This is a genomic window from uncultured Azohydromonas sp., from assembly GCF_937926365.1.
In the GTDB taxonomy this organism is placed as follows: Bacteria; Pseudomonadota; Gammaproteobacteria; order Burkholderiales; family Burkholderiaceae_C; genus Azohydromonas.
This window is the reverse complement of record NZ_CALAOH010000216.1, coordinates 12,662-35,647: the sequence shown is the minus strand read 5'-3', so window position 1 is coordinate 35,647 and position 22,986 is coordinate 12,662. Positions and strand designations below refer to the sequence as shown.

Below are 22,986 nucleotides of genomic sequence, written 5' to 3'. Positions count from 1 at the left end.
TTAAGTCCCTCATCGGCAGCTTGCTCACTGACTTGTCCACAGTTTCGGTGTACAGGCGCGGGCCTTTGAATAACTCGCCGCGCCACCCACGCCGAGGACCCGAAAAAGAAGGGCAGGCCGGCACCACGGCCCATATTCGGAAACTCCGCCGACGCGGTGGCCGATATTCCCGGGGCCGCCCTCTCTAGTGTCGCTGGATTTATCCCCAGCACGGGCCGAGGCGTGGGTGCTGCAACCGTCCTGGAACAGTCGTGTCCGTGCTGTTTTCAGGCGGTGCTAAGTCTTTGATCCATATGGGGTGTATGCGCTTGCCCCGAGAGTGGACACGGGGCCATGGACCCATGGAATCAAGCACTTGGAGGCGCCATCGCCAGCTTGCCCACAAAGTTGTCCACAGCTCCGGTGGACAGGTGGGGAAAAGCACCACGGCTCAAGCACTTGGTGCTCGAAGCTCACGCGCCGGGCAGGTTGCCCGGCCCGCGGCCCAAAGCCCTTGCGGGAAAGGCGTGCGGGCCCGTGGCCATAGCGGCGGCGGCGGGTATGTCGAAGTTATTTCAGCCCGCTCGCAGTGGCCCCGAAATTCCAGGCCAGGGTGGTGAAGCTGAGGAATGCGAGCACCGTGGAAATCATCACGATGCGCGCCACGCGGCCGGCATCGGCGCCGTAGCGGTCGGCCAGCAGCGTGACGTTGCTGGCGCTGGGTAGCGCGGCGGCCAGGGTCAGCGCCACCAGGGCGTTGCGATCAAGGGAAATCCCCAGGGCGATCGCCGCGTTGCCCATGACCCACAGCAGCGCCGGGTGCAGCAGCAGCTTCAGCGCCACGCTGGGCAGTACGCCCTGCGTGCCGGCATGCGCGGGCGGGGACAGCGCCAGCAGCGCGCCCACGGTGAACAGCGCCACGGGGCTGGCGGCGTCGCCCAGCATGCGCACCAGCGTGTCCACCGGGCCGGGCAGCCGCCACTGCAGCGCCGACAGCAGCGCGCCCACGGCGATGGCCCAGGGCAGCGGGTTGGTCAGCGGGCGCAGCAGCAGCCGGCGCCAGTCGCTCTTGTCCTGCTGCGCCAGCGCGATGCACAGCGAGGAGGTCAGCGTCAGGTCCACCAGCAGGGAGACGATCACCGGGCCCGCCGCCGCGTCGCCCAGCAGCGCCACCAGCAGCGGCACGCCGATGAAGCCGGAGTTGGGAAAGCCCGCCACCAGTGCGCCGAAGGCAGCGTCCGGCGCCGGCAGCCGGGCGCCGGCCCAGCGCAGCGCCACCAGCACCACCGCCAGCGTGCAGGCCGCGTACAGCAGCAGCACGGCCGGGTCGAGCAGTTCGCGCACCGGGATGCGCATGCCGAAGCGCAGCAGCATGCAGGGCAGGGCGAAATACAGCACGAAGACGTTGAGCCCCGGCACCGCCGCCGGCGGCAGCCAGCGCCGGTGCGCCGCCACGCCGCCGCACAGGATCAGCGCGAAGAAGGGCAGCGTGATGCCCAGGATCGTTTGCATGGGCGGCGAGTATGGCGGCCGGGTCCGGGCCCACCGCCCGGGGCTGGGCGCCGCGAACCACGCGGCGGGACGGCGGCGGCGTGCGGCGCCCTACACCATGCCGGCCGGCGGCGTGACGCCTGCCGCGGCCGCCGCCGCGGCGGTGTCGGACTTGGGCTCGGTCGCGGTGGGGCGTGGCTATCATGCGCGCCCGCTTTTCCGACCCCCCGCCGCCGCGCACCTGCCCCATGGCCGACACCCTCAATCCCGCCCAGCTCGAAGCCGTCCACCACCTCACGGGTCCCTGCCTGGTGCTGGCCGGGGCGGGCTCGGGCAAGACGCGGGTGATCACGCACAAGATCGCCCGGCTGCTGCAGCACGGGCTGGAGCCCAGGCAGATCGCCGCCATCACCTTCACCAACAAGGCGGCCCAGGAAATGCGCGAGCGCGCCAAGGGCCTGGTGGGGCCGCGCGCGGCCAAGGACTTGGTGGTCAGCACCTTCCACTCCCTGGGCGTGCGCATGCTGCGCGAGGACGGGCAGCGGCTGGGGCTCAAGGCGCAGTTCTCCATCCTGGATGCCGACGATGTGCTGGGCGTGCTGCGCGACGTGGGCGGCAGCACCGACAACAAGACCGCGCGCCAGTGGCAGTGGACCATCAGCCTCTGGAAGAACCAGGGTCTCAACAGCGACCAGGCCATGGCGGCGGCCACCAGTGCCGACGAGCAACTCGTCGCCCGTGTGATGAAGCTCTACGAGGAACGGCTGGCTGCCTACCAGGCGGTGGACTTCGACGACCTCATCGGGCTGCCCTTGAAACTGCTGCTCAAGGACGAGGAGGCGCGGCTGAAGTGGCAGGAGACTTTCCGCCACGTGCTGGTGGACGAGTACCAGGACACCAACTCGGTGCAGTACGAACTGCTCAAGGCGCTGGTGGACCACCCGGACGACCGCCGGCGCGGCCACTTCACCGCCGTGGGCGATGACGACCAGAGCATCTACGGCTGGCGCGGCGCCACCATCGAGAACCTGCGCCGGCTGCCCGAAGACTTCCGGCAGCTCAAGATCATCCCGCTGGAGCAGAACTACCGTTCCACCGGCGCCATCCTGCGCGCGGCCAACAACGTCATTGCCGCCAACCCCAAGCTGTTCGAGAAGAAGCTCTGGAGCGAGCTCGGCGACGGCGAGCCGGTGCGGCTGCTGGAGTGCGACGGCGAGGAGCACGAGGCCGAGCGCGCCGTGGCCTTCATCCAGAGCATCCGCGCCCAGGGCGGGCCGGACCTGAAGTTCGCGGACTTCGCCATCCTCTACCGCGCCAACCACCAGGCGCGCGTGTTCGAGCAGAAGCTGCGCGCGGCGCAGATTCCCTACAAGGTTTCCGGCGGCCAGAGCTTTTTCGACCGTGCCGAGATCAAGGACCTGTGCGCCTGGCTGCGGCTGCTGGTGAACCAGGACGACGACCCCGCCTTCCTGCGCGCGGTGACCACGCCCAAGCGCGGCATCGGCCACCAGACGCTGGCCAACCTGGGCGAGTTCGCCGGCAAGTGGAAGCTCTCGATGTTCGAGGCGCTGTTCGCCGAGAGCCTGCCCACGGCGCTGAATCGCAAGGCCATCGACGGCCTGCACGAGTTCGGCCGCTACGTGAACGAGTTCGAGTACCGCGCCCGCCACACCAGCGGCAACGAGGACGCGCGCAAGCTGCTGCTGGAGTGGCTCACCGACATCGGCTACGAGAAGCACCTGCACGACGGCGAGGACAGCGAGAAGCTGGCCGCGGCGCGCTGGAACAACGTGATGGACTTCGTGGACTGGGTGGCGCGGCGCTGTGGCGGCGAGATCACGCAGGAGGGCGGCACCTTCGAGAGCGAGAAGAAGACGGTGCTGGAGGTGGCGCAGAGCATCAGCGTGATCATCAGCCTGGCCGAGCGTGGCACCGAGCAGGACGTGGTGACGCTCTCCACGCTGCACGCCTCCAAGGGCCTGGAGTGGCCGCACGTGGTGCTGGCCGGCGTCAACGAGGGTTTGCTGCCCTTCCGCAGCGAGGACGAGGACATGACCCCGGAGCGGCTGGAAGAGGAGCGGCGGCTGATGTACGTGGGCATCACGCGCGCGCGCCGCGTGCTGGCGGTGAGCGTGCTGCGCCGGCGCAAGCGCGGGCGCGAGACGGTGCAGGCGCTGCCCAGCCGCTTCATCGCCGAGATGAAGCTCAACGAGTCCGCCACCAAGGAAGACCCGCGCGAGCGGCTGAAGAAGCTGCGTGCGCAGCTCGCGGCGAAGACGGCCCAGGCACCGGTGTGATTTGCTGCGCGGCGCATGCCGCGCAGGGGAAATCCAGGGGGTGATCGCGCTCAAGCCCGGCGTCGCGCGGCCGATGAACGGACGTTCCGTTCGATTGCCTGCAGGCGGCGCCGTGTGCCGCCGACGACTTCATGACTTCGCTGTTCCCCCGATCCGCGGTCTGGCTGCTGGCCCTGGCCGCCGCCGCAGCCGGTGCGCAAACCGCGCCGGCGCAGCCGCCCGAGGCGCTGCGCGACCTGGAGGCGTTGCTGGGGACCGAGGTGGAAGGCGCCTCGCGCCAGCTGGAGTCGGCGCTGGACGCCGCGGCGGTGGTCAGCGCCATCACCCGCGCCGAGGCCGCGGCCCTGGGGCACCGCACGCTGGCGGAGATGCTGGAGCGGCTGCCCGGCATCTACCTCGGCTCCAACCGTGGCTATGGCACCGTCGGGTTGCGCGGCTTCAGCCGCCCGGGCGATTACAACGCGCGGCTGCTCATGAGCATCGACGGCTACCGCGTCAACGACGCCGTCTACGACCAGGCGCTGCCGGACTGGGAGTTCCCCATCGTGGCCGACTGGGTCAAGCGGCTGGAGCTGGTCAGCGGGCCGGCCTCCTCCGTCTACGGCGGCAACGCGCTGCTGGGCGTGGTCAACGCCGTCACGCTCGACGGGCGCGACGCACCGGGGTTGCGCCTGCGCGCCGGGCTGGGCTCCTGGAACACGCGCGACGCGGTGCTGAGCCACGGCTGGCACGCGGGCGCGGCGGACCTCTTCATCGGACTGGCGCTGCACCGCAGCGACGGCGAAACGCTGCAGGACCCGGCACTCGTCGGCCCCGCCGCGCCCGACGGCCGCGTGGCCGGGCTCGACGGCACGCGCTACCACAGCCTGTTCGCCAAGGCGCGGCTTGGGGGCTGGCGCCTGACCTTGGGCAGCAAGGAGCGTGTCAAGGACCTGGCCACGGCCCCCTACGACACGCCGCCGGGCGTGCCCGGCACCCGCTTCACCGACCGCTACCACTTCGCCGAGCTGGCCTGGGATGGTGCCTGGGTGGACGACTGGCGCGCCGCCGTGCGCATGAACCTCTCGCGCAGCACCTTCGACGGGCGCTACGTGTACGACACCCTGGTGCCGCTGATCAACCGCGACGCCGTGGGCGGCAACTGGGCCGGCTTGGACACGCGGCTGCAGTGGCGCGGCTGGATCAACCACGAGCTCACGCTGGGGGCCGAGGCGCGGCGCATCTACAACGCGCGCCAGCAAAACTTCGACGAGGCTCCGCTGGTTTTCTACCTGGACCGGCACGACACGCAGAAGCAGGGCGCGGTGTACGCGCAGGACCACTGGCGGCTGTCCGAGCGCTGGTCGCTGACCTCGGGCGTACGCATGGACTGGGTGCAGGGTTTCGACCCGGCCTTCTCGCCGCGCCTGGCGCTGGTGATGCGGCCCAGCGAGCACGAGGCGCTGAAGCTGCTGTTCGGGCACGGGTTCCGCGTGCCCAACCTGGCCGAGCGCTTCTATGACGACGACGGGGCTTCGCAGATCCCCAACCCGGCGCTGCGGCCCGAGCGCGTGCAGACGGTGGCGCTGGCCTGGGAGCGCGCCGTGGGCACGCGCAGCCGCGTGGCGCTGCACCTCTACCGCGACCGGTTCAGCGAGCTCATCGACTTCGTGCCTGTGAGCGACCAGGCGTCGCAGTACCGGAACCTGTCGCACGTGCACAGCCACGGCCTGGACCTGGAGGCGCAAGGGCTGCTCGGCGCGAGCGTGCAGTGGCGCACCTCGGTGTCGCTGCAGAAGGCGAAATCGGCGCAGGGCGCGCTCGGCAACTCGCCGCGCTGGATCTTCAAGGGCCACCTGCTGCTGCCGCTGCCGCGGCCGGCCTGGTCCGCCGCGCTGCAGTGGCAGGCACTGGGCCGGCGCGCGTCCAACGTGCCCTCGCTGACCACGCTGGACGCGGTGCTGCGCTGGCAGCCGCGCCCGGACAACACGCTGGCGCTGCGCGTGCTCAACCTCTTCGATGCCCGGACCTGGGACCCGGCCGCGCCGGATGTGGCGCTGGCGCGTTTCCCGCGCGAGCGCCGGCGCATCGAGATCGACTGGCAGCAGGCCTTCTGAGCGCGCGCCGCACTGCCATGCCGTTGCCCTCCATCCGCTTTCCGGGCCTGGCCGTGCTGCTGCTGCCGTTGTTGCTGCTGTCGCTGCTGGCGGTGACAGCGGTGACGGCGGCGCGGGCGCAGCCGCTGCCGGAGGTGGAACTCAAGGCGCAAATCCTGTGGCGCGCGCTGCAGTTCGTCGATTGGCCGGGCGAGGCCGGCCCCGCGCAGACGCTGCAGCTGTGCCTGCTGTCGCCCGGACCGCTGGCCGAGGAGCTGCGCGAGTGGCAGCACCGCGAGCTCAACGGGCGGCACGTGGAACTGCGCCGCGCAGTGGTCACGAGCAGCGCGGGTGGCACCGCCGGTGCGGGCAGCGGCACGGTCGCAAGCACGACGGCCGGGCCGAAGCCCCCCCTGGCGCTGCCGGCTGCGGCCGTGGCGGGCTGCCATGTCGCCTACGTCGGCGCCGATGTGCTGCTGCCCGTGCCGGCGCCGCGCGGGCTGCTGTGGGTGGGCGACAGCCACGGCCTGTCCGAGCGCGGCGTCACGCTCAACCTGCAGCCGCTCCAGGGACGCATCGTCTTCGACGTGGATCTGCAGGCGGCGCGCCGCGCGGGGCTGGAGATCAACGCGCGGCTGTTGCGCCTGGCGCGCTTCGTGCACATGGAGGGCTTGCCTTGAAGGCCGTGGTGAAAGGGCCGGGGCTGCTGCTGCGCCGTGGCAGCGACACGCTGTTGGCCTGTGCCGCGATGCTGATCGTGGCGCTGCTGCTGGGGCTGTTCGAGTACCTGCAGCTCGACCACCGCCAGCAGGAGGCGCTGCGCACGCAGGCCGAGCTGGTGGGGCGCACCACGGCGGCGGCGCTGCTGTTCGATGACGCGGCCGAGGCGCGCGTGCTGCTGGCGGCCTTCGAGGCCGCGCCGGCGGTGGCCTCGGCGCAGCTGCTGCGCAGCGACGGACACACGCTGGCGGAGTTTCGCCGCGCCGCGGCGCCCGATTGGCTGGAGCGCCACGGTGGCTCCCTCGCCACCGAGGTGACGGTGTCGGGCGACAACGGTCCGGTGGTGGGCAAGCTGCGGGTGCGGGCCTTCCGGGCGCCGACGTGGCGCGGCCTGGCCTCGGTGATGCTGGCGGCGGTGCTGATCATGGCCCTGGCGCTGAGCGTGGTGGCGCTGGCCTCGCGCCGCCAGCGCGCGCGGGTGCGCGCGGCCGACGCGCGCACGCATTACCTCGCGCACCACGACGTGCTCACCGGCCTGGCCAACCGCGAGCGCTTCACGTCCGAGCTGGCGCACGTGGCGGCCTCGGGTGCGCCGGCGGCGCTGATGTGCCTGGACGTGGACGACTTCAAGCTCATCAACGATACCCGCGGCCATGCCGCGGGCGACGCGGTGCTGCGCGCGGTGGCGCAGCGGCTGCAGTCGCTGGTGCGCTCGCACGACGAGGTCGGGCGCCTGGGCGGCGACGAGTTCGCGCTGCTGCTGCGCGCGCCGGTGGACCAGCGCATCGCCAGCAGCGTGGCGCAGCGCATCGTCGAGGTGCTGCCGCGGCGCATCGAGCACGAGGGCGTGTCGCTGAAGGTGGGGGTGTCGGTGGGCCTGGCGCTGCTGCCCGAGGATGCCGCCACGGCCGAGGGCGCCCTGGCCTGCGCCGACATGGCGATGTACCAGGCCAAGCATGCCGGCAAGGGCGCGTGGAGCCGCTACACCCCGGCGCTGGGCGAGGCGCAGCGCGAGCGCCGCGAGCTGGCGCAGGCGCTGCGCCTGGCGCTGGCGCGCGAGGAATTCACGCTGGCCTACCAGCCGCTGTTCGACGGCCACGGCCGGCTGCAGGGCGTGGAAGGGCTGGCGCGCTGGCAGGACGCGCAGCGCGGTCCCGTGCCGCCGGGGCAGTTCATTCCGGTGCTGGAGGAGGCGGGGCTGGTGGGCGAGCTGGGGCTGGTGCTGCTCAAGCGGCTGCGGCTCGACCTGGACGCCTGGGCCGACGAGGGCCTGCACTGCCCGCCGGTGGCGCTGAACCTGAGCTCGCACCAGTGCCGCCAGGAGGCGCAGCGCGAGCGCTTCCTGCAGCAGCTGCACACCCTGCGGCTGACGCCGCGGGAGGTGGAATTCGAGCTCACCGAGTCCACGGTGTTCGAGGACCTGGACAGCCCCGTCTCCGTGGTGCGGGCGCTGCAGTCGCGCGGCTACGCGCTGGCGATCGACGACTTCGGCACCGGCTACAGCTCGCTGGCCTACCTGCTGCGGCTGCGCTGCGACAAGCTCAAGATCGACCGCGTCTTCGTGGACGGCGTGGCCGACCGCGCCGATGCCGCGCTGCTGGTGGAGACCATGGTGCGGGTGGCCCATGCCATGGGCATGCGCGTGGTGGCCGAGGGCGTGGAGCGCGAGGCGGACCGCTGCCGGCTGCTGGCGCTGGGCTGCGACCTGTTCCAGGGCTTCTGCCTGTCGCACCCGCTGCCGCCGCGGCGCATGGCCGCGCTGCTGCGCGACGGCGGGGTGGTGGTGCCGTCGCCGGCGCAGGAAGGGCAAGGGCGGGCCGAGCCGGCGTGTTGAGTCCTTGGTACGGGGTTCATCGATTTTCCAAACCCGTATTCCGTTCGTCCTGACCCTTCGATACCTCAGGGCAGGGTCCGGCCGTTGGCCGGATCGAAGGATGAACGGCCCCTGTCGGGGTGCAGCCACCTCTGCCTTGCGGATTCGCACTTCGATACCTCAGTGCGAACGGGCCGTCAGGCCGGCGAGCCCTGGACGCCATACCGGCCCGCCAGCCTCCCCAAACGCCGAGGGGTCCGGCCGTGAAGCCGGACCCCTCGGCAAATGCCTGAACCGGTCCGTCAGTTCGTGAGGGATTGCACCAGCAGCAGTCCCAGTGCCGCCAACGCGACGGCGAATCGCACCCAACCTTGGTCGCTCATCGTTCTGTCCTCCGGTCCATTCCGAGTTCAAAGGAATCCATGCGAGGAAGCTTATGCGGTGAAGGCAGACCTTGCGGCCGGCCGGACCCCGAGTGAGTGGCGAATTCCGGAGGAAGGAACGCGGCTTGCCTCAATCCCCGATTCGACCTAAGGCACCAACTTGGGGAGGCCGGGTGGCCCATGAAAAAGCCCCGCAGCCTGGGGACGGCGCGGCGATTTCATGCAGCCCGTCATACCCGCGGAGGCGGGCGCGCACGGACCAAAAAGGCATTACTGCTTGATGGCCTCGACCTGGATCACCAGCTTCACGTTGTCGGGCGCGCCCATGTTCAGGCCCCAGTTCACGCCCCAGAGGCTGCGCTGCAGCGTGGTCTCGAAGTCGCCGCCGCAGACCTCGCGCTTGAGCATGGGGTTCTGGTAGCAGTTGAAGCGGTTGGCCTTGAGCACCACCGGGTTGGTCTTGCCGCGCAGCGTGAGCTGGCCGGCCACCTCGGTGACCTTGTCGCCGTCGAAGGTGAACTTGTCGGCCACGAACTTGGCGGTGGGGAACTGCTCGGAGGCGAAGAAGTCGTCGGCGCGCAGGTGCTTGTCGAAGGCGGGGACGCCGCTGCTGACGGAACCCGTCTCCAGCGTCAGCTCCACGCGGCCGGTGCGCGCGGCGCGGTCGAACTCGACGGTGCCTTCCTTCTTGTCGAAGCGCCCGCGGTTGGTCGAGGTGCCGAAGTGCGGGAACTCGAAGGTGACGAAGGTGTGCGTCGGGTCGATGGCGTAGGTGGCGGCCTGCGCGGGCAGCACGGTGGCCGCGGTGGTGGCGGCCAGAGCGGCCAGGGCGAGGATCTTCTTCATGGGGACTCCTTGCGGGTTCTGGTTGGGATTGCGGGGGATCGCAGGTACTGCAGGGGCACGCGCGGGCAGCGCCCGGCGCGCGAGAACCGGTGCGGGACCCGCGGTGGTGCGGGCCTGCGGGGGTCAGAGCGGGGCGATGCCGCTGAGGGTGAGCTTGAACTTCACCGCCACGTCATTGGCGACCATGGAGGTGTCGGCCCATTCGCCTTCGCCGATGCGGTGCTCCAGCCGCTTGAGCGTGAAGCCGCCAGTGGCGACGGTGTTGGCGCCGGCCGCGGCCAGCGTCACCGGCACCACGATGTCGCGCGTGATGCCCTTGAGCGCGAACTGGCCCGCGACCTCGTAGCGGTTGCCGCCCAGCGCCTTCACGGCGGTGGAGGTGAAGGTGGCCTGCGGGAACTTGGCGGTGTTGAACCACTCGGGCTTGACCACTTCGGCTTCGCTCTCGGGCGCGCCCATGGTGATGCTGGCCAGGTCCACCTTCAGCGCGATGCGCGCGGTCTCGGGCTTCTTGGGGTCGAACTGCACCTGCGCTTCGAAGCGGCGGAAGCGCCCGTCCACCGGTACGCCCATCTGGCGGCTGGTGAAGGCGACCTCGCTCTGCGCAGCCACCAGCTGCGCGGGCGCGGCGGATGTGGCAGCGGCGGGCTTCGGGCTGGCGGCCGGCTTGGGCGCGGTCTGGGCCCAGGCGGGGGTGCTCAGCGCCGCGGCCAGGGCCAGCAGGGACAGGGAACGCAGGGACATGGAAGGCATCCTCGGGAATTCGGGGGGTCGGGGTTGGCAGGCCGGGCTCAGGCGCGGCCGAAGCCCATGCGGGCGAGCAGCCCGTCGCGGTCGATAAGTTGATGTTTGAACACCGCCGCCAGGTGCAGCAGCACGAGCGCGCCCAGCGTCAGCGCCAGGGTCTTGTGCAGACCTTTGAGCGTCGCGGCGAGTTCCTTGTCCACCGGCACGAAGTCCGGCAGCGGCAGCACGCCGAACAACACCACCGGGAAGCCCGAGGCCGAGCTGTAGGCCCAGCCCGCCAGCGGCACGGCGAAGAACAGCAGGTACAGCGCATGGTGCGTGGCGTGTGCCGCGCTGCGCTGCCAGCCGGACATGGCCAGCTCGCGCGGGCGCGGCGAGCGCAGCCTCACCACCAGCCGCAGCACCGACAGCGCCAGGATCACCACGCCGGCCCACTTGTGCCAGCTGTAGAGCTTGAGCCGCTGCGGCGACACCGGCAGCTCGTGCATGTACAGGCCCAGCGCGAAGGTGCCGGTGATCAGCACGGCCAGCAGCCAGTGCAGTGCCACGGCGGGCGTGCTGTAGCGGGAAACGGCGGATTCGGGCATGGCGGTGGCGGTACGCGGCGGATGGCGATGACGGCAGTATCCAAACTGTCACAGACCCCCGGCTTCAGTGGGCTTGAGGCTGTATTTCAGAAAAGCTGAATGCTGTCCCTCGATGGCGCGCAAGGAATGTGTACGCCGCGGCGCACTGGCCGGCTCCCGAGGCCGGTGGCAGCACTGGGCCGGCGGCTTGCCAGTGCTGTGGGAAGCGTCCGACAAGCGCTGGCGAGCCCTGACTACAGCCGGCTTTGGTGTGCCGTCCTAGAGTGGGCTCCATGCTGCAGGGCACAGCGCCCGCGGCGCACAGGCCTTCAGGAGCACGCCATGCAGCGCCTCGCTCTCCCTTCCTCTCCGTCCTCGCGGCGCGTGCCGCGAGGTGTGCAGTGGCTGCTGCTGCTGGCAGCGCTGCTGATGGCGCTGGCCGGTGTCTGGCTGCACCCGGCCACGGCTGCCGCGGGGCCCATAGACACCGTGCCGGTGCTCGACCTGGGCCGCTACAGCGGCGTCTGGTACGAGCTCGCGCATGCCGGCGACCCCGGGCGCCGCGGCTGCGTGGCTGACGTGGTGACCGACGTGAGGCCCGAGCCGGGCCGGCGGTTGCTGCTGACGCAGCACTGCCGCCGCAGCGACGGCAGCCCCGCGCGGGTGCGCGGGCTGGCGCGGCCGCAGGGGCCGGGGCGCTTCGAGGTGAGCTGGCTGCCGGCTGGGCTGCGCTGGCTGCCCGCGGGGCGGCAGGACCACTGGATAGTGGCGCTGGACCCCGGCTACCGCATCGCCGTGGTCAGCGACCGCCAGGGCACGCTGCAGCGCGTGCTCTCGCGCCAGCCGCAGGTCGATCCGGACGCCTGGGCGGCACTGATGGCCGAACTGCGCCAGCGCGGCTTCGAGGTCGGGCGGCTGGCGCCCACGCTGCAGATCGGCACCCGCGCGCCCGGCTCCTCCAGCCGTCCGGCGGTCTGGGCCGCGGCCCCGGCGCAGGGCCCACGGGCTTGAGCGGGCGCACGGCTTGCCTGGAGCGGCTGTGTGTCACTTCGATCCAGGAGTCCCGAGATGCTCGATCTGCGCTTGCGCCCCGTTGTCTTTGCCGCTGCCGCCCTGGTGGGCGTGTTGACCGGCTGCAGTCCGCAGTCCGACGCCAACAAGCCCGCCGAGGCGGTGGTTCGAGATCAGCCCGCGCCGGACGCGGTGACCACGGCCTCCGGTGCCGCGGCGACCGCCTCGGCGGCGATGGGCAATGCGGCCGACAACATCAAGGAAGCGGCGGGCGAGGCCAAGGACAAGGCGGCTGCCGCAGCCGACACCGCCGGGGAGAAGGCCGCCGCGGCGGCCGACACGGCGGGTGACAAGGTGGCTGCCGCGGCGGACGCCGCGGGCGACAAGGTGGCGGCGGCTGCTGCTGCCACCAAGGACAAGGCGGTCGAACTGGCCGGCGACGCCAAGGACCTGGCCGGCGATGCCGCCGTCACTGCCCGCGTCAAGACCACGCTGGCCGCCGATGCCAAGCTCAGCGCGCTGGACATCAACGTGGACACCAAGGACGGCGTGGTCAAGCTCACCGGCACCGCCCCCGACAGCGCCGCGCGCAGCCATGCCACCGAGCTGGTCAAGGGCGTCAAGGGCGTGAGCAAGGTGGACAACCAGCTCAAGACCTCGTCCTAAGTTCAGCTCACGCGATAGCGACCAAAGAACCCGTCATGCCCGCGAAGGCGGGCATCCACGTGCCTCGGGACGCCGCCCGGTGTTCGTGGACACCCGCCTTCGCGGGTGTGACGGGGTTACTGGTTTGATCCGCGCAACGAAAAGGCCCGGAGCCACCGCAGTGGGCTCCGGGCCTTTCTCATGGGGCCGCGCCGGTCAAGCCGCCTTCCTCACCCCTTCCGAGCGCCACTGCGCCATCAGCGCGTCCCACTCGCGCCGCGCCGCGGCGAGGTGGCGTGCCTTCACGTGGCCGAAGCCGCGGATCTGCTGCGGGATGCGCGCGATCTGCAGCGCCAGCGGCAGCTTCTGCGCCGTCAGCCCGCCCAGCAGCTCCTCGATGCAGGCGCGGTACTGCCCGATCAGCGCGCGCTCCTCGCGCCGCTCGGCCGTGCGGCCGAACACGTCCAGCGCCGTGCCGCGCAGCCCCTTCATGCGCGCCAGCAGCTTCAAAGCACCGCGCATCCACGGCCCGTAGGACTGCTTGACCGGCTCGCCGCGCGCGTTCTTCTTCGCCAGCAGCGGCGGCGCCATGTGGTGCACCACCTTGAAGTCGCCCTCGAACAAGGCGCCGAGCTGCTGCTCGAACGCCGGGTCGGTGTGCAGCCGCGCGACTTCGTACTCGTCCTTGTAGGCCATGAGCTTGAACAGGCCCTGCGCCACGGCCTCGGTCAGCCGGGTGCTGGCCAGCGGCTGCTCGGCCTCGCGCACGCGCTGCACGAACTCGCGGTAGCGCTGCGCATAGGCGGCGTCCTGGTAGCCGGTGAGGAAGTCCACCCGGCGCTGGATCAGCTCCTCCAGCGCCGGCCGGCGCACGATGCTGATGACCTGCGCCGCCTGGAACAGCGCCTGCACCCCGGCCAGATCGTGCGCGCAGCGCCGGCCCCATTCGAAGGCGCGCAGGTTCTTCTCCACTTGCACGCCGTTGAGCTCGATGGCCCGGCGCAGCGAGGCACGCTGCAGCGGGATGCGCCCCATCTGCCAGGCCACGCCCAGCAGCAGCGGGTTGGTGTAGATCGAGTCGCCCAGCAGCTTCACCGCCACTTGTTCAGCGTCGAAGGCCAGGAGCCGCTCGCGCCCGACCTGCTGCGCGATCGTGTCCTGGCAGGGGCCCAGCGGGAACTGCCAGTCGGGCTGGTGCACGAAGGCCGCCGTGGGCGCGCCGTGGGTGTTGAGCGCCACGCCGGTGCGGCCCGGGTGCATCACCGCCAGCGTCGCCGGCAGCGCCGCGACGATGGCGTCGCAGGCGATCACGAGGTCGGCCTTGGCCATGTCCACCTTGGTGGTGTGGATGGCCGCTGCCGAATCGGCGATCTGCACGTGGCTCCAGGTGGCGCCGCCCTTCTGCGCCAGCCCGGCCGCGTCCTGCGTGACGATGCCCTTGCCCTCCAGGTGCGCCGCCATGCCCAGCAGCTGGCCGATGGTGATCACGCCCGTGCCGCCGATGCCCGCCACCACGATGCCCCAGGCCTGCGCGGCGGGCGGCAGCGCCGGTTCGGGGATGGGCGCCAGCGCCTCGGGGTCCTGCGCCTTGTCGGGCTTGGGCTTCTTCAGCGTGCCGCCTTCCACCGTCACGAAGCTGGGGCAGAAGCCCTGCGTGCACGAGTAGTCGAGGTTGCAGCTGTTCTGGTTGATGCGGCGCTTGCGGCCGAATTCGGTCTCCACCGGCTCCACCGACAGGCAGTTGCTCTTGTCGCCGCAGTCGCCGCAGCCCTCGCACACGGCCTCGTTGATCACCACGCGCCTGGCCGGCTCCTGCATCGTCCCGCGCTTGCGGCGGCGGCGTTTTTCAGTCGCGCAGGTCTGGGCGTAGATCAGCACCGTGCAGCCGGCCACCTCGCGCAGCTCGCGCTGCACGTCGTCGAGCTCGGTGCGCTCGCGCACCGTGACGCCCTCGGCCAGGCCCGGCATGGCGCGGTAGGCCTCGGGCGTGTCGGTGACGATGACGATGCGCTTCACGCCCTCGGCGCGCAGCTCCTGCGTCATCTCCGGCACGCGCATTTGTCCCTCCACCGGCTGCCCGCCGGTCATGGCTACGGCGTCGTTGAACAGGATCTTGTAGGTGATGTTCACGCCCGCGGCGATGGCCTGGCGGATCGCCAGCAGCCCGCTGTGCTGGTAGGTGCCGTCGCCCAGGTTGGCGAACACGTGCGGCTCGGTGGTGAAGGGCGCCTGGCCCACCCAGGGCACGCCTTCGCCGCCCATCTGCGTGAAGGTGCTGGTGGCGCGGTCCATCCACGTGACCATGTAGTGGCAGCCGATGCCCGCCACCGCGCGCGAGCCTTCGGGCACGCGGGTGCTGGTGTTGTGCGGGCAGCCGCTGCAGAACCACGGCTTGCGCTCGGCCTGCGCCGCCGCCGCGTCGGGGGCGGCCAGCGCGGCCAAGCTCTTCTCCTTGGCCTCGATCACGGCCAGCCGCGCGTCCATGCGCGCGGCGGTATCGGCGTCCACGCCCAGCTTCCTCAGCCGCCGGGCGATGGCCTTGGCGATGAGGGCCGGCGTGAGGTCGGCCTGCGCGCGCAGCAGCCAGTGGTCGCTGGGATTGGGCCGGCTCCACTCGCCGCCGCTGAGGTCCCCTTCGGGCTCGTCGAACTTGCCCAGCACGTTGGGGCGCACGTCGGGGCGCCAGTTGTAGAGCTCCTCCTTGAGCTGGTACTCGATGACCTGGCGCTTCTCCTCCACCACCAGGATCTCCTGCAGCCCCTGGGCGAAGGCGCGGGTGATGTTGGCCTCCAGCGGCCACACCACGTTGACCTTGTGCAGCCGGATGCCCAGCCGCTGGCAGCTGTCCTCGTCCAGCCCCAGGTCGGACAGCGCCTGGCAGGTGTCGTTGAAGGCCTTGCCGCTGGCGATGATCCCGAAGCGGTCGTGGGGCCCGGAAATGACGTCGTGGTTCAGGCGGTTGGCGCGCACGTAGGCCAGGGCCGCGTACCACTTGTAGTCCATCAGCCGCGCCTCCTGCACCAGCGGCGGATCGGGCCAGCGGATGTGCAGCCCGCCGGGCGGCATCTCGAAGTCCTCGGGCAGCACGATGCGCACGCGCTCGGGGGCTATGTCCACCGTGGTGCTGGACTCCACCACCTCCTGGATCGTCTTCATCCCCACCCACAGCCCCGAGAAGCGGCTCAGCGCCCAGGCGTGCAGGCCCATGTCGAGGATGTCCTGCACGCTGGAGGGGAAGAACACCGGCAGCCCGCAGGCCTTGAACACGTGGTCGCTCTGGTGCGGCGCGGTGGAGCTCTTGGCCACATGGTCGTCGCCGGCCACCGCGATCACGCCGCCGTGGCGCGCCGTGCCGGCCAGGTTGGCGTGCTTGAACACGTCCACGCTGCGGTCCACCCCCGGCCCCTTGCCGTACCACAGGCCGAACACGCCGTCGTGCTTGCGCTTGTCGGGGTAGAGGTCCAACTGCTGCGTGCCCCACACCGCCGTCGCCGCCAGTTCCTCGTTCACCCCGGGCTGGAACACCACCTGGTGGGCCGCCAGGTGCTTCCTGGCGGCCCACAGCGCCTGGTCCACGCCGCCCAGCGGGCTGCCGCGGTAGCCGCTGACGAAGCCGGCCGTGTCGAGCCCGGCCATGGCGTCGCGCTGCTGCTGCAGCATGGGCAGCCGCACCAGCGCCTGCACGCCGCTCATGAAGGCGCGTCCGCGCTCCAGCGCGTACTTGTCTTCCAGCGTGACTTTCTCCAGGGCCAGTCGCACGGCTTCGGGCAGGGGGGCGTTCATCGTGGCGGCTCCTTCCAAGGGCGGTGATCGAATCGCGGCAGTCTAGGTTTTGACGCGCGGCAAGGGCTTGCGTTCTTTGCCGGGATGCCGGGGATTTGCGCAAGAATCTTTCTCTGAAGCATTCATTGGAGAAAAGATGGCCTCGAAAACAAGCAATTCAGGGAAAACCCGCAGCGCAAGCGGCCCGTCCGGCGTGGGCGTCGCGCACCCTCTTTCGGGGGCCGCGGCCGTGCCGGCCGGGGAGGGCGCGGCGGCGCCGGTCACGGCCGCCGGCGTGGCGGGGCTGGACCGCTACGACGTGGCGATCCTGGACGAGCTGCAGCGCGACGCGCGGCTGTCCAACGCCGAGCTGGCCGAGCGCATCGGGCTGTCGGCGGCGCCGACCTGGCGCCGCGTCAAGGCGCTGGAGCAGCGCGGCGTGATCACGGGCTACCGCGCCGAGATCGACCGTCGCCGCATCGGCCTGGGCGTGCTGGCCTTCGTGCGCGTGGACGCCGACCGCAACACCGGCAGCGCCACGCGCGAGCTGGAGGAGGCGCTGCGCCGGCTGCCCGAGGTCACCGCGTGCCACTACATCAGCGGCGCGGGCACCTTCGAGCTGCAGGTCATGGCCACCGACCTCGACGCCTTCGCGCGCTTCGCCACCCACACGCTGCTGAACCTGCCCCACGTGAAGGACATCCACACCAGCTTCTCGCTGGGCGAAATCAAGGCCGGCGCGGCGCTGCCGCTGTCGCACCTGGGCCCGCGGGCCTCGGGCGCGCGCCCGGCTTGACAAATTTGCTTAAGCATTTCCCCTGGCATGGGGCTTGCGCTGAAGACGCACATGTTTCCCCTTGCTGCCAATTCCCCGCATCCTGAGCGCAACGCTCGGCATCCCTGGCGCGCAGCGCGCCGTCGCCACCGCACCGGGCTGGACCGCCTGTCCGCACGTTCGCAGGGCGAGGGCACCGTGGCGGTGCCGACGGCGGGACAACCGGCCGGAGCCCTGGCATGAACGCCCTGCATCACCCTGACGGAAACACCCTGGCGCGGCTGCGCGGGCTGCTGCAGCACACCGAAGCGCAGCACGCACGCGCGCAGGCGCGGCTGGCGCAGCAGCTCCATGGCGAGCTGGGCGCGCTGCTGGTGGCGGTGAAGCTGGAGCTGGGCTGGGTCGAGCGCCGCCTGGAGGAGCAGCCCGACCTGGCGACCAAGTGCGCCAGCCTGGGCGGCCTGCTCGATGCGGCGGTGGAGAACCTCAACCGCGTGGCGACTTCGCTGCGCCCGCGGCTGCTGGAGTGGCCGGGCCTGTGGGCGGCGCTGGAGTGGCAGGCGCAGGACTTCGCGCAGCGCCACGGCCTGCAGGCCGACGTGCGCATGCACGTGCAGGCCGGGGCGGAGCTGCCACCCTCGGCGCAGGACTGGGCCGACGCGGTCTACCGCAGTGCCGAGGCGCTGCTGGACAACGTGGCGCGCCACGCGCAGGCGAGCACGCTGCGCGTGAGGCTGTACGTGGAGGCCCCGCCCGCAGGGCTGGTGATGCTGGAGATCGGCGACGACGGCGTGGGCTTCGAGCCCGCGGCGCTGGCGCACGGCTGGGGGCTGCTGGCGCTGCGCGAGCGCGTGGCGCATTGGGGCGGGCGGCTCACGCTGGCGAGCGCGCCCGGCGGCGGCACCACGGTGCGCCTGCAACTGCCGCTGCCGCAGGGGGTGTCATGACCCGCGTGCTGTTGTGTGACGAGCACCCGCTGCTGCGCCAGGCGCTGCGCCAGGTGCTGGCCGAGGCCGGCGCGGAGGTGGTGGCCGAGGCCGCCAGCGGCGCCGAGGTGCTGAGCCTGGTGGGCGCGGCCGATGGGCAGCCTTTCGACGTGGTGCTCATGGACATCGAGATGCCCTACCGCGACGGGCTGGACCTGCTGCGGCGGCTGCGCAGCGACTGTCCACGCCTGCCGGTGCTGATGCTCTCGGCCTTTGCCGACAAGCAATACGCCGTGCGCAGCTTGAAGCTCGGCGCCGCGGGCTGCCTGGGCAAGGGCAGCGACGGCGCGCAGTTCCAGGAGGCCATCCGCACCGTGATGGCCGGCGGGCTGCACATTCCGCCCGACGTGGGCGCGCAGCTCGACGGCGCGCTGGCGCGCCGGGGCCGCGCCCCGCTGCGCGAGCGGCTGTCGGCGCGCGAGTACGAGGTGTTCCGCCTGCTGGCCTCCGGCCGCAGCGTCAGCGAGATCGGCGCCGAGTTGCAGATGCCGCCGCACGAGGTGGCGCAGTGCCGCGCACAGCTCATGGAAGCCACCGGCGTGCGCAACGACGTGGAACTCACGCTGTACGCGGTGCGGGAGGCGGCGGTTTAGGGACGCCTGGACCACCGCCTGCGCGGGGATAACGAGGTCCTAAGCGACCCCAGGCGCCGCGGCCCGCGGCGAAGCGCGGCACGCCGGCAATCCGCGCGTCAGGGCCCGTGGGTACACTTCGGTTGGGAACAGGAATCGTTCTCGTTTGCGCGTTCGCGCCCCGATGTCCGCAACCACCGGAACTGCACCATGAAGCTCCAGAAACTCGCCCGTCCCGCCCTGCTCGCGATCGCCCTGGCCGCGGGCTTTGGCGGCGCCCAGGCCGAAGACAAGGTTCTCAACCTCTACAGCGCCCGCCATTACCAGACGGACGAGGCGCTGTACGCCAACTTCACCAAAGCCACCGGTATCCGCATCAACCGCATCGACAGCGACGACGCCGGCGTGCTGACGCGGCTGAAGAACGAGGGCAGCGCCAGCCCGGCCGACGTGGTGCTGCTGGTGGACGCGGCGCGGCTGGTGAAGGCGGAGCAGGATGGGCTGTTCGCGCCGGTGAAGTCGCAGCTGCTGGAGTCGCGCATCCCCGCCACGCTGCGCGGCGCCGACAGTGGCAAAGGCTCGGCGTGGTTCGGCTTCTCCACCCGCGCGCGCGTGGTGGTCTACAACAAGCTCAGCGTGAAGAAGCAGGACGTGGACACCTACGCCGAGCTGGGCGAAGCCAAGAACAAGGGCCGCGTGTGCACGCGCTCGGGCGCGCATCCGTACAACCTGTCGCTGTTCGGCTCGATGCTGGAGCGCATGGGCCCGGAGAAGACCGAGGCCTGGCTCAAGGGCATGGTGGACAACATGGCGCGCGCGCCCAAGGGCGGCGACACCGACCAGATCAAGGCCGTGGCCAGCGGCGAGTGCCAGGTGGCGCTGACCAACAGCTACTACCTCGCGCGCCTGATGCGCTCGGACAAGCCCGAGGACCGCGCCGTGGTGGAGAAGGTCGGCGTCGTCTTTCCCGACCAGCAGGGCGAGGGCACGCACGTCAACGTGGCCGGCGGCGCCGTCGCGGCGCATGCCAAGAACCGCGACGCGGCCGTGAAGTTCCTGGAGTACCTGGCCGGCGACGAGGCCCAGGCCTACTTCGCCAACGGCAACAACGAGTGGCCCGCGGTGCGTAGCCTGAAGCCGGGCAACCCGGCGCTGGAGGCGCTGGGCGACTTCAAACAGGAGTCGGTGCCCATCGCCGCCATCGGCGCCAACCAGGCCAAAGTCCAGCAGATGCTGGACCGCGTGGGCTACAAGTGACCCGTTGAGCGGCTGCGCGCCCGGTGTGCGCGGCCGGCTTTCAGTGCGCGCCCGCCGGACGGCCGATGGTGCGCGCCAGCAGCATCACCGGCAGCAGCCCCACCGCCACGATCGCCAGCGAGGGCAGCGAGGCCTCGGCCAGCCGCTCGTCGCGCGCCAGGTTGTAGGCCACCACCGCCAGCGTGTCGCTGCCGAAGGGGCGCAACACCAGCGTCGCGGGCAGTTCCTTCATGCCGTCCACGAACACCAGCAGCGCCGCCGCCCAGGTCGAGCGCGACAGCAGCGGCAGATGCACGCGCAGGAACAGCCGCAGCCGTCCCGCGCCCAGCATGCGCGAGGTTTCGTCGATGGCCAACGGCACCCGCGTGTAGCCCGCCTCCACGCTCTGCAGCGCCACGGCGGAGAAGCGCACCATGTACGCGAACAGCAGCCCCGCGGCCGTGCCGGTGAAGAGCGCCGCCGCGCCCAGGTCGGGCCAGCGCGACTGCACCCAGGCCACGGGCAGCATGATCCCGATGGCCACCACCGCGCCGGGCACGGCGTAGCCCAGCGACAGCACGCGCACGCCCACGGGCAGCAGGTCCGGGCCGCGCCCGCCGCCGCGCTGGCGCATCGCGAAGCCCAGCGCCAGCGCCAGCGCCGTGGCCGCCGCGGCTGCCATCGCGGCCAGCCGGAAGCTGGCCCAGGCCCACTCGGCGAAGCGCGCCAGCGGCAGCCCCAGCTCGCTGCCGGTGGCCTCGCGCCACAGCATCACGCCCAGCCACGCCGCGGGCAGCACGAAGCCCAGCAGCACCGGCAGCGCGCACACCGTCATGGCCGCCAGCGCTGCCGTGCCGTGCAGCGTGCGCGAGCGCGCCTGCCCGGCCTGCGGCGCGGCGCCGCGCGTGTTGGCGAAGCGCAGCCGCGACTGCGCCCGCCGCTCCAGCGTCAGCAGCACCGCCACCACGATCAGCAGCATCGACGCCAGCTGCGCCGCGGCCGTGGCGTCGTTCATCGACAGCCAGGCGCGGTAGATCCCGGTGGTGAAGGTGGACAAGCCGAAATAGGCGCCCACGCCGTAGTCGGCCAGTGTCTCCATCAGCGCCAGCGCCGCCCCGGCGATGACCGCCGGCCGCGCCAGCGGCAGCGCCACCGTGACGATGCGCCGCCCCAGGCCCGCGCCCAGCAACTGGGCCGCGTCCATCATGTGCTCGGCCCGCTCGCCCAGCGCGGCGCGCGTGAGCAGGTACACGTAGGGATAGAGCGCCAGCACGAACAGCAGCACCGCGCCCCAGAGGCTGCGCACGTCGGGCCACAGCGCGCCTTGCCAGCCGAAGGCCTCGCGCAGCGCCGTCTGCACCGGCCCGCTGAACTGCAGCGCGTCGGTGTAGGCGTAGGCCAGCACGTAGGCCGGCATGGCCAGCGGCAACAGCAGCGCCCACTCGAACACCCGGCGCCCCGGGAAGCGGAACAGCGCCACCGCCACCGCCGTGCCCAGTCCCACCACCGTCACGCCCACGGCCACGCCCAGCGCCAGCCACAGCGACTCCAGCGCGTAGCCGCCCAGCACCGTGCTGGCCTGATGCTCCAGCACGGCCAGCGCCTGGCGGTCGAAGCTGAACCAGGCGCCCAGCACGGAAGCCACCGGCAGCGCCAGCAGCAGGCACAGCAGGCTCAGCAGCCCTCGCATGGCTGCGCCCTCGCTGAATCCGCACCGGCTCCCCCGGCTCCGGTGCCGCCACCCCGCGGCCAACCCATCCCAACGGGGGAGATTTTCTTGAAAAGAATGAGAACCATTTTCGATTGACGTTGCGCCGATATGATAGGCGGATGTTTCTGCAAGCTCAGGACGTGAGCGTCCGTTATCAACGAGGAGACGCTGCGCGGCCCGCCGTCGATGGCGTGTCGTTGGCGTTGGAGGCCGGCCAGATCGGCGTGCTGCTGGGCCCCTCGGGCTGCGGCAAGACCTCGCTGCTGCGGGCCGTGGCGGGGCTGGAGCGCATGGCGGCGGGGCGCATCAGCATGGACGGCCAGGTGCTGGCCGACGGTGCCACCGGGCGCAGCGTGCCGCCCGAGGAGCGGCGCATCGGCATGGTGTTCCAGGATTTCGCGCTGTTCCCGCACCTGAGCGTGGCGCAGAACATCGCCTACGGCCTGCACGGCCGGCCGCGCGCGCAGCGGCGCGAGCGCGTGCAGGAGATGCTGGAGCTGGTGGGCCTGGCGCATGCCGCCGAGCGCGCGCCGCACCAGCTCTCGGGCGGGCAGCAGCAGCGCGTGGCCCTGGCGCGCGCCCTGGCGCCCGCGCCGCGGCTGTTGCTGCTGGACGAGCCCTTCTCCAGCCTGGACGTGGAGCTGCGCGAGCGGCTGGCGCACGACGTGCGCCAGATCCTGCGCCAGAACGGCACCACGGCCCTGGTGGTCACGCACGACCAGCTGGAGGCCTTTGCGCTGGGCGACGTCATCGGCGTGATGAACCAGGGCCGGCTGGAGCAGTGGGGCGACGCCTACAGCCTCTACCACCGTCCGGCCAGCCGCTTCGTGGCGCAGTTCATCGGCCAGGGCGTGCTGGCGCCGGCGCGGGTGGTGGTCGATGCGCAGGGCCCCCGGGTGGAGACCCCGCTGGGCGCCTTCGGTGCCGCCACGGGCATGCCGGGGCCGGGCGAGTGCGAGGTGCTGCTGCGCGCCGACGACGTGGTGCACGACGACGCCAGCCCCGTGAAGGCGCGCATCGAGCGCAAGGCCTTCCGCGGCTCGGAGTTCCTCTACACGCTGAGGCTGGACAGCGGCGAACTGGTGCTGGCGCACGTGCCCTCGCACCACGACCACCAGGTCGGCGAGTGGATCGGCATCCGTCCCGCGCTGGAGCACGTGGTGCTGTTCGAGCGGCTGTCGGTGGCTTGATCAGAGACCTTAAAGCTCTCAAACCCGTATTCCGTTCGCCCTGAGGTATCGAAGGGTGAACGGCCCCGGCTGCGCGGCAGGCCGCAGCGCCCGTTCGTACTTCGATGCGCCCGCAGGGCGCACCCTGCCCTGAGGTATCGAAGGGTCAGCACGAACGGGCTTTCAGCGTTCGAGAACCTGG

The 22,986-nt window shown here is 71.4% G+C and carries 17 protein-coding genes; 11 read left to right on the top strand and 6 right to left on the bottom strand.

All coding sequences use genetic code 11. The features are described from left to right. Positions 1-549: 549 nt before the first annotated feature. A complete protein-coding gene (locus Q0741_RS23885) occupies positions 550-1,491 on the bottom strand; it encodes an AEC family transporter (RefSeq protein ID WP_298235693.1) in 942 nt (313 codons plus the stop codon). A 227-nt stretch (positions 1,492-1,718) separates the two neighbouring features. On the opposite strand from Q0741_RS23885, the gene Q0741_RS23880 reads away from it, so the two are divergent. The 4 genes from Q0741_RS23880 (at position 1,719) to Q0741_RS23865 (ending at position 8,396) form a co-directional block, all read left to right on the top strand. Further along, positions 1,719-3,767 (top strand): ATP-dependent helicase, encoded by a 2,049-nt coding sequence (locus Q0741_RS23880; protein ID WP_298235692.1) that lies wholly within the window; start codon positions 1,719-1,721, stop codon positions 3,765-3,767. A 131-nt stretch (positions 3,768-3,898) separates the two neighbouring features. Further along, a complete protein-coding gene (locus Q0741_RS23875; RefSeq protein WP_298235691.1) occupies positions 3,899-5,863 on the top strand; it encodes a TonB-dependent receptor in 1,965 nt (654 codons plus the stop codon). 17 nt (positions 5,864-5,880) lie between these two features. Then, positions 5,881-6,522 (top strand): YfiR family protein, encoded by a 642-nt coding sequence (locus tag Q0741_RS23870; protein ID WP_298235690.1) that lies wholly within the window; start codon positions 5,881-5,883, stop codon positions 6,520-6,522. A 5-nt stretch (positions 6,523-6,527) separates the two neighbouring features. Beyond that, positions 6,528-8,396 carry an EAL domain-containing protein gene (locus Q0741_RS23865; RefSeq protein ID WP_298235706.1) on the top strand — a complete coding sequence of 623 codons (1,869 nt, stop codon included), beginning with the start codon at positions 6,528-6,530 and terminating at the stop codon, positions 8,394-8,396. Between the two features lie 632 nt (positions 8,397-9,028). Here Q0741_RS23865 and Q0741_RS23860 read toward each other — a convergent pair. The 3 genes from Q0741_RS23860 to Q0741_RS23850 form a co-directional block, all read right to left on the bottom strand. Continuing rightward, positions 9,029-9,604 (bottom strand): YceI family protein, encoded by a 576-nt coding sequence (locus tag Q0741_RS23860; protein ID WP_298235689.1) that lies wholly within the window; start codon positions 9,602-9,604, stop codon positions 9,029-9,031. A gap of 123 nt (positions 9,605-9,727) precedes the next feature. Then, complete coding sequence (locus tag Q0741_RS23855) at positions 9,728-10,348, bottom strand: YceI family protein (RefSeq protein ID WP_298235688.1); 621 nt, start codon at positions 10,346-10,348, stop codon at positions 9,728-9,730. A gap of 47 nt (positions 10,349-10,395) precedes the next feature. Further along, positions 10,396-10,938 carry a cytochrome b gene (locus Q0741_RS23850; RefSeq protein WP_298235687.1) on the bottom strand — a complete coding sequence of 181 codons (543 nt, stop codon included), beginning with the start codon at positions 10,936-10,938 and terminating at the stop codon, positions 10,396-10,398. Between the two features lie 321 nt (positions 10,939-11,259). Between Q0741_RS23850 and Q0741_RS23845 the strand changes: the two genes are divergently transcribed. Together Q0741_RS23845 and Q0741_RS23840 are read left to right on the top strand one after the other, a co-directional pair. Further along, entirely contained in the window at positions 11,260-11,928 is a 669-nt protein-coding gene (locus tag Q0741_RS23845; RefSeq protein WP_298235686.1) for a lipocalin family protein, read from the top strand. Positions 11,929-11,985: 57 nt separating this feature from the next. Further along, on the top strand, positions 11,986-12,594 hold the full coding sequence (locus Q0741_RS23840) for a BON domain-containing protein (RefSeq protein ID WP_298235685.1): 609 nt from the start codon (positions 11,986-11,988) through the stop codon (positions 12,592-12,594). Positions 12,595-12,789: 195 nt separating this feature from the next. Here the strand turns inward: Q0741_RS23840 and Q0741_RS23835 are convergent, their stop codons facing one another. Further along, positions 12,790-16,356, bottom strand: coding sequence for an indolepyruvate ferredoxin oxidoreductase family protein (locus Q0741_RS23835; protein ID WP_298235684.1), 3,567 nt, complete (start codon positions 16,354-16,356; stop codon positions 12,790-12,792). Positions 16,357-16,630: 274 nt separating this feature from the next. On the opposite strand from Q0741_RS23835, the gene Q0741_RS23830 reads away from it, so the two are divergent. The 4 genes from Q0741_RS23830 to Q0741_RS23815 all read left to right on the top strand — a co-directional run bounded on the left by Q0741_RS23830 (position 16,631) and on the right by Q0741_RS23815 (position 19,925). Then, the gene (locus Q0741_RS23830; RefSeq protein ID WP_298235705.1) at positions 16,631-17,131 is read left to right on the top strand and encodes an Lrp/AsnC family transcriptional regulator; all 501 of its coding nucleotides are present in this window, start codon (positions 16,631-16,633) and stop codon (positions 17,129-17,131) included. 218 nt (positions 17,132-17,349) lie between these two features. Then, the gene (locus Q0741_RS23825) at positions 17,350-18,057 is read left to right on the top strand and encodes an ATP-binding protein (RefSeq protein WP_298235683.1); all 708 of its coding nucleotides are present in this window, start codon (positions 17,350-17,352) and stop codon (positions 18,055-18,057) included. Continuing rightward, positions 18,054-18,689: a response regulator transcription factor gene (locus Q0741_RS23820; protein ID WP_298235682.1), complete on the top strand. Its 636-nt coding sequence runs from the start codon at positions 18,054-18,056 to the stop codon at positions 18,687-18,689. Before Q0741_RS23825 ends, Q0741_RS23820 begins: the two co-directional genes overlap by 4 nt. Positions 18,690-18,878: 189 nt before the next feature. Further along, on the top strand, positions 18,879-19,925 hold the full coding sequence (locus tag Q0741_RS23815; RefSeq protein WP_298235681.1) for an extracellular solute-binding protein: 1,047 nt from the start codon (positions 18,879-18,881) through the stop codon (positions 19,923-19,925). A 40-nt stretch (positions 19,926-19,965) separates the two neighbouring features. On the opposite strand, the gene Q0741_RS23810 is transcribed toward Q0741_RS23815, so the two are convergent. Continuing rightward, entirely contained in the window at positions 19,966-21,594 is a 1,629-nt protein-coding gene (locus Q0741_RS23810; RefSeq protein WP_298235680.1) for an iron ABC transporter permease, read from the bottom strand. A 140-nt stretch (positions 21,595-21,734) separates the two neighbouring features. Between Q0741_RS23810 and Q0741_RS23805 the strand changes: the two genes are divergently transcribed. After that, positions 21,735-22,805, top strand: coding sequence for an ABC transporter ATP-binding protein (locus Q0741_RS23805; RefSeq protein WP_298235679.1), 1,071 nt, complete (start codon positions 21,735-21,737; stop codon positions 22,803-22,805). Positions 22,806-22,986 lie beyond the last annotated feature (181 nt).

Coding starts and splice junctions, on each gene's coding strand:
- Q0741_RS23885 (WP_298235693.1), bottom strand. CDS start 1,491: ATGCAAACGATCCTGGGCATCACGCTGCCCTTCTTCGCGCTGATCCTG.
- Q0741_RS23880 (WP_298235692.1), top strand. CDS start 1,719: ATGGCCGACACCCTCAATCCCGCCCAGCTCGAAGCCGTCCACCACCTC.
- Q0741_RS23875 (WP_298235691.1), top strand. CDS start 3,899: ATGACTTCGCTGTTCCCCCGATCCGCGGTCTGGCTGCTGGCCCTGGCC.
- Q0741_RS23870 (WP_298235690.1), top strand. CDS start 5,881: ATGCCGTTGCCCTCCATCCGCTTTCCGGGCCTGGCCGTGCTGCTGCTG.
- Q0741_RS23860 (WP_298235689.1), bottom strand. CDS start 9,604: ATGAAGAAGATCCTCGCCCTGGCCGCTCTGGCCGCCACCACCGCGGCC.
- Q0741_RS23855 (WP_298235688.1), bottom strand. CDS start 10,348: ATGTCCCTGCGTTCCCTGTCCCTGCTGGCCCTGGCCGCGGCGCTGAGC.
- Q0741_RS23850 (WP_298235687.1), bottom strand. CDS start 10,938: ATGCCCGAATCCGCCGTTTCCCGCTACAGCACGCCCGCCGTGGCACTG.
- Q0741_RS23845 (WP_298235686.1), top strand. CDS start 11,260: ATGCAGCGCCTCGCTCTCCCTTCCTCTCCGTCCTCGCGGCGCGTGCCG.
- Q0741_RS23840 (WP_298235685.1), top strand. CDS start 11,986: ATGCTCGATCTGCGCTTGCGCCCCGTTGTCTTTGCCGCTGCCGCCCTG.
- Q0741_RS23835 (WP_298235684.1), bottom strand. CDS start 16,356: ATGAACGCCCCCCTGCCCGAAGCCGTGCGACTGGCCCTGGAGAAAGTC.
- Q0741_RS23825 (WP_298235683.1), top strand. CDS start 17,350: ATGAACGCCCTGCATCACCCTGACGGAAACACCCTGGCGCGGCTGCGC.
- Q0741_RS23820 (WP_298235682.1), top strand. CDS start 18,054: ATGACCCGCGTGCTGTTGTGTGACGAGCACCCGCTGCTGCGCCAGGCG.
- Q0741_RS23815 (WP_298235681.1), top strand. CDS start 18,879: ATGAAGCTCCAGAAACTCGCCCGTCCCGCCCTGCTCGCGATCGCCCTG.
- Q0741_RS23810 (WP_298235680.1), bottom strand. CDS start 21,594: ATGCGAGGGCTGCTGAGCCTGCTGTGCCTGCTGCTGGCGCTGCCGGTG.
- Q0741_RS23805 (WP_298235679.1), top strand. CDS start 21,735: ATGTTTCTGCAAGCTCAGGACGTGAGCGTCCGTTATCAACGAGGAGAC.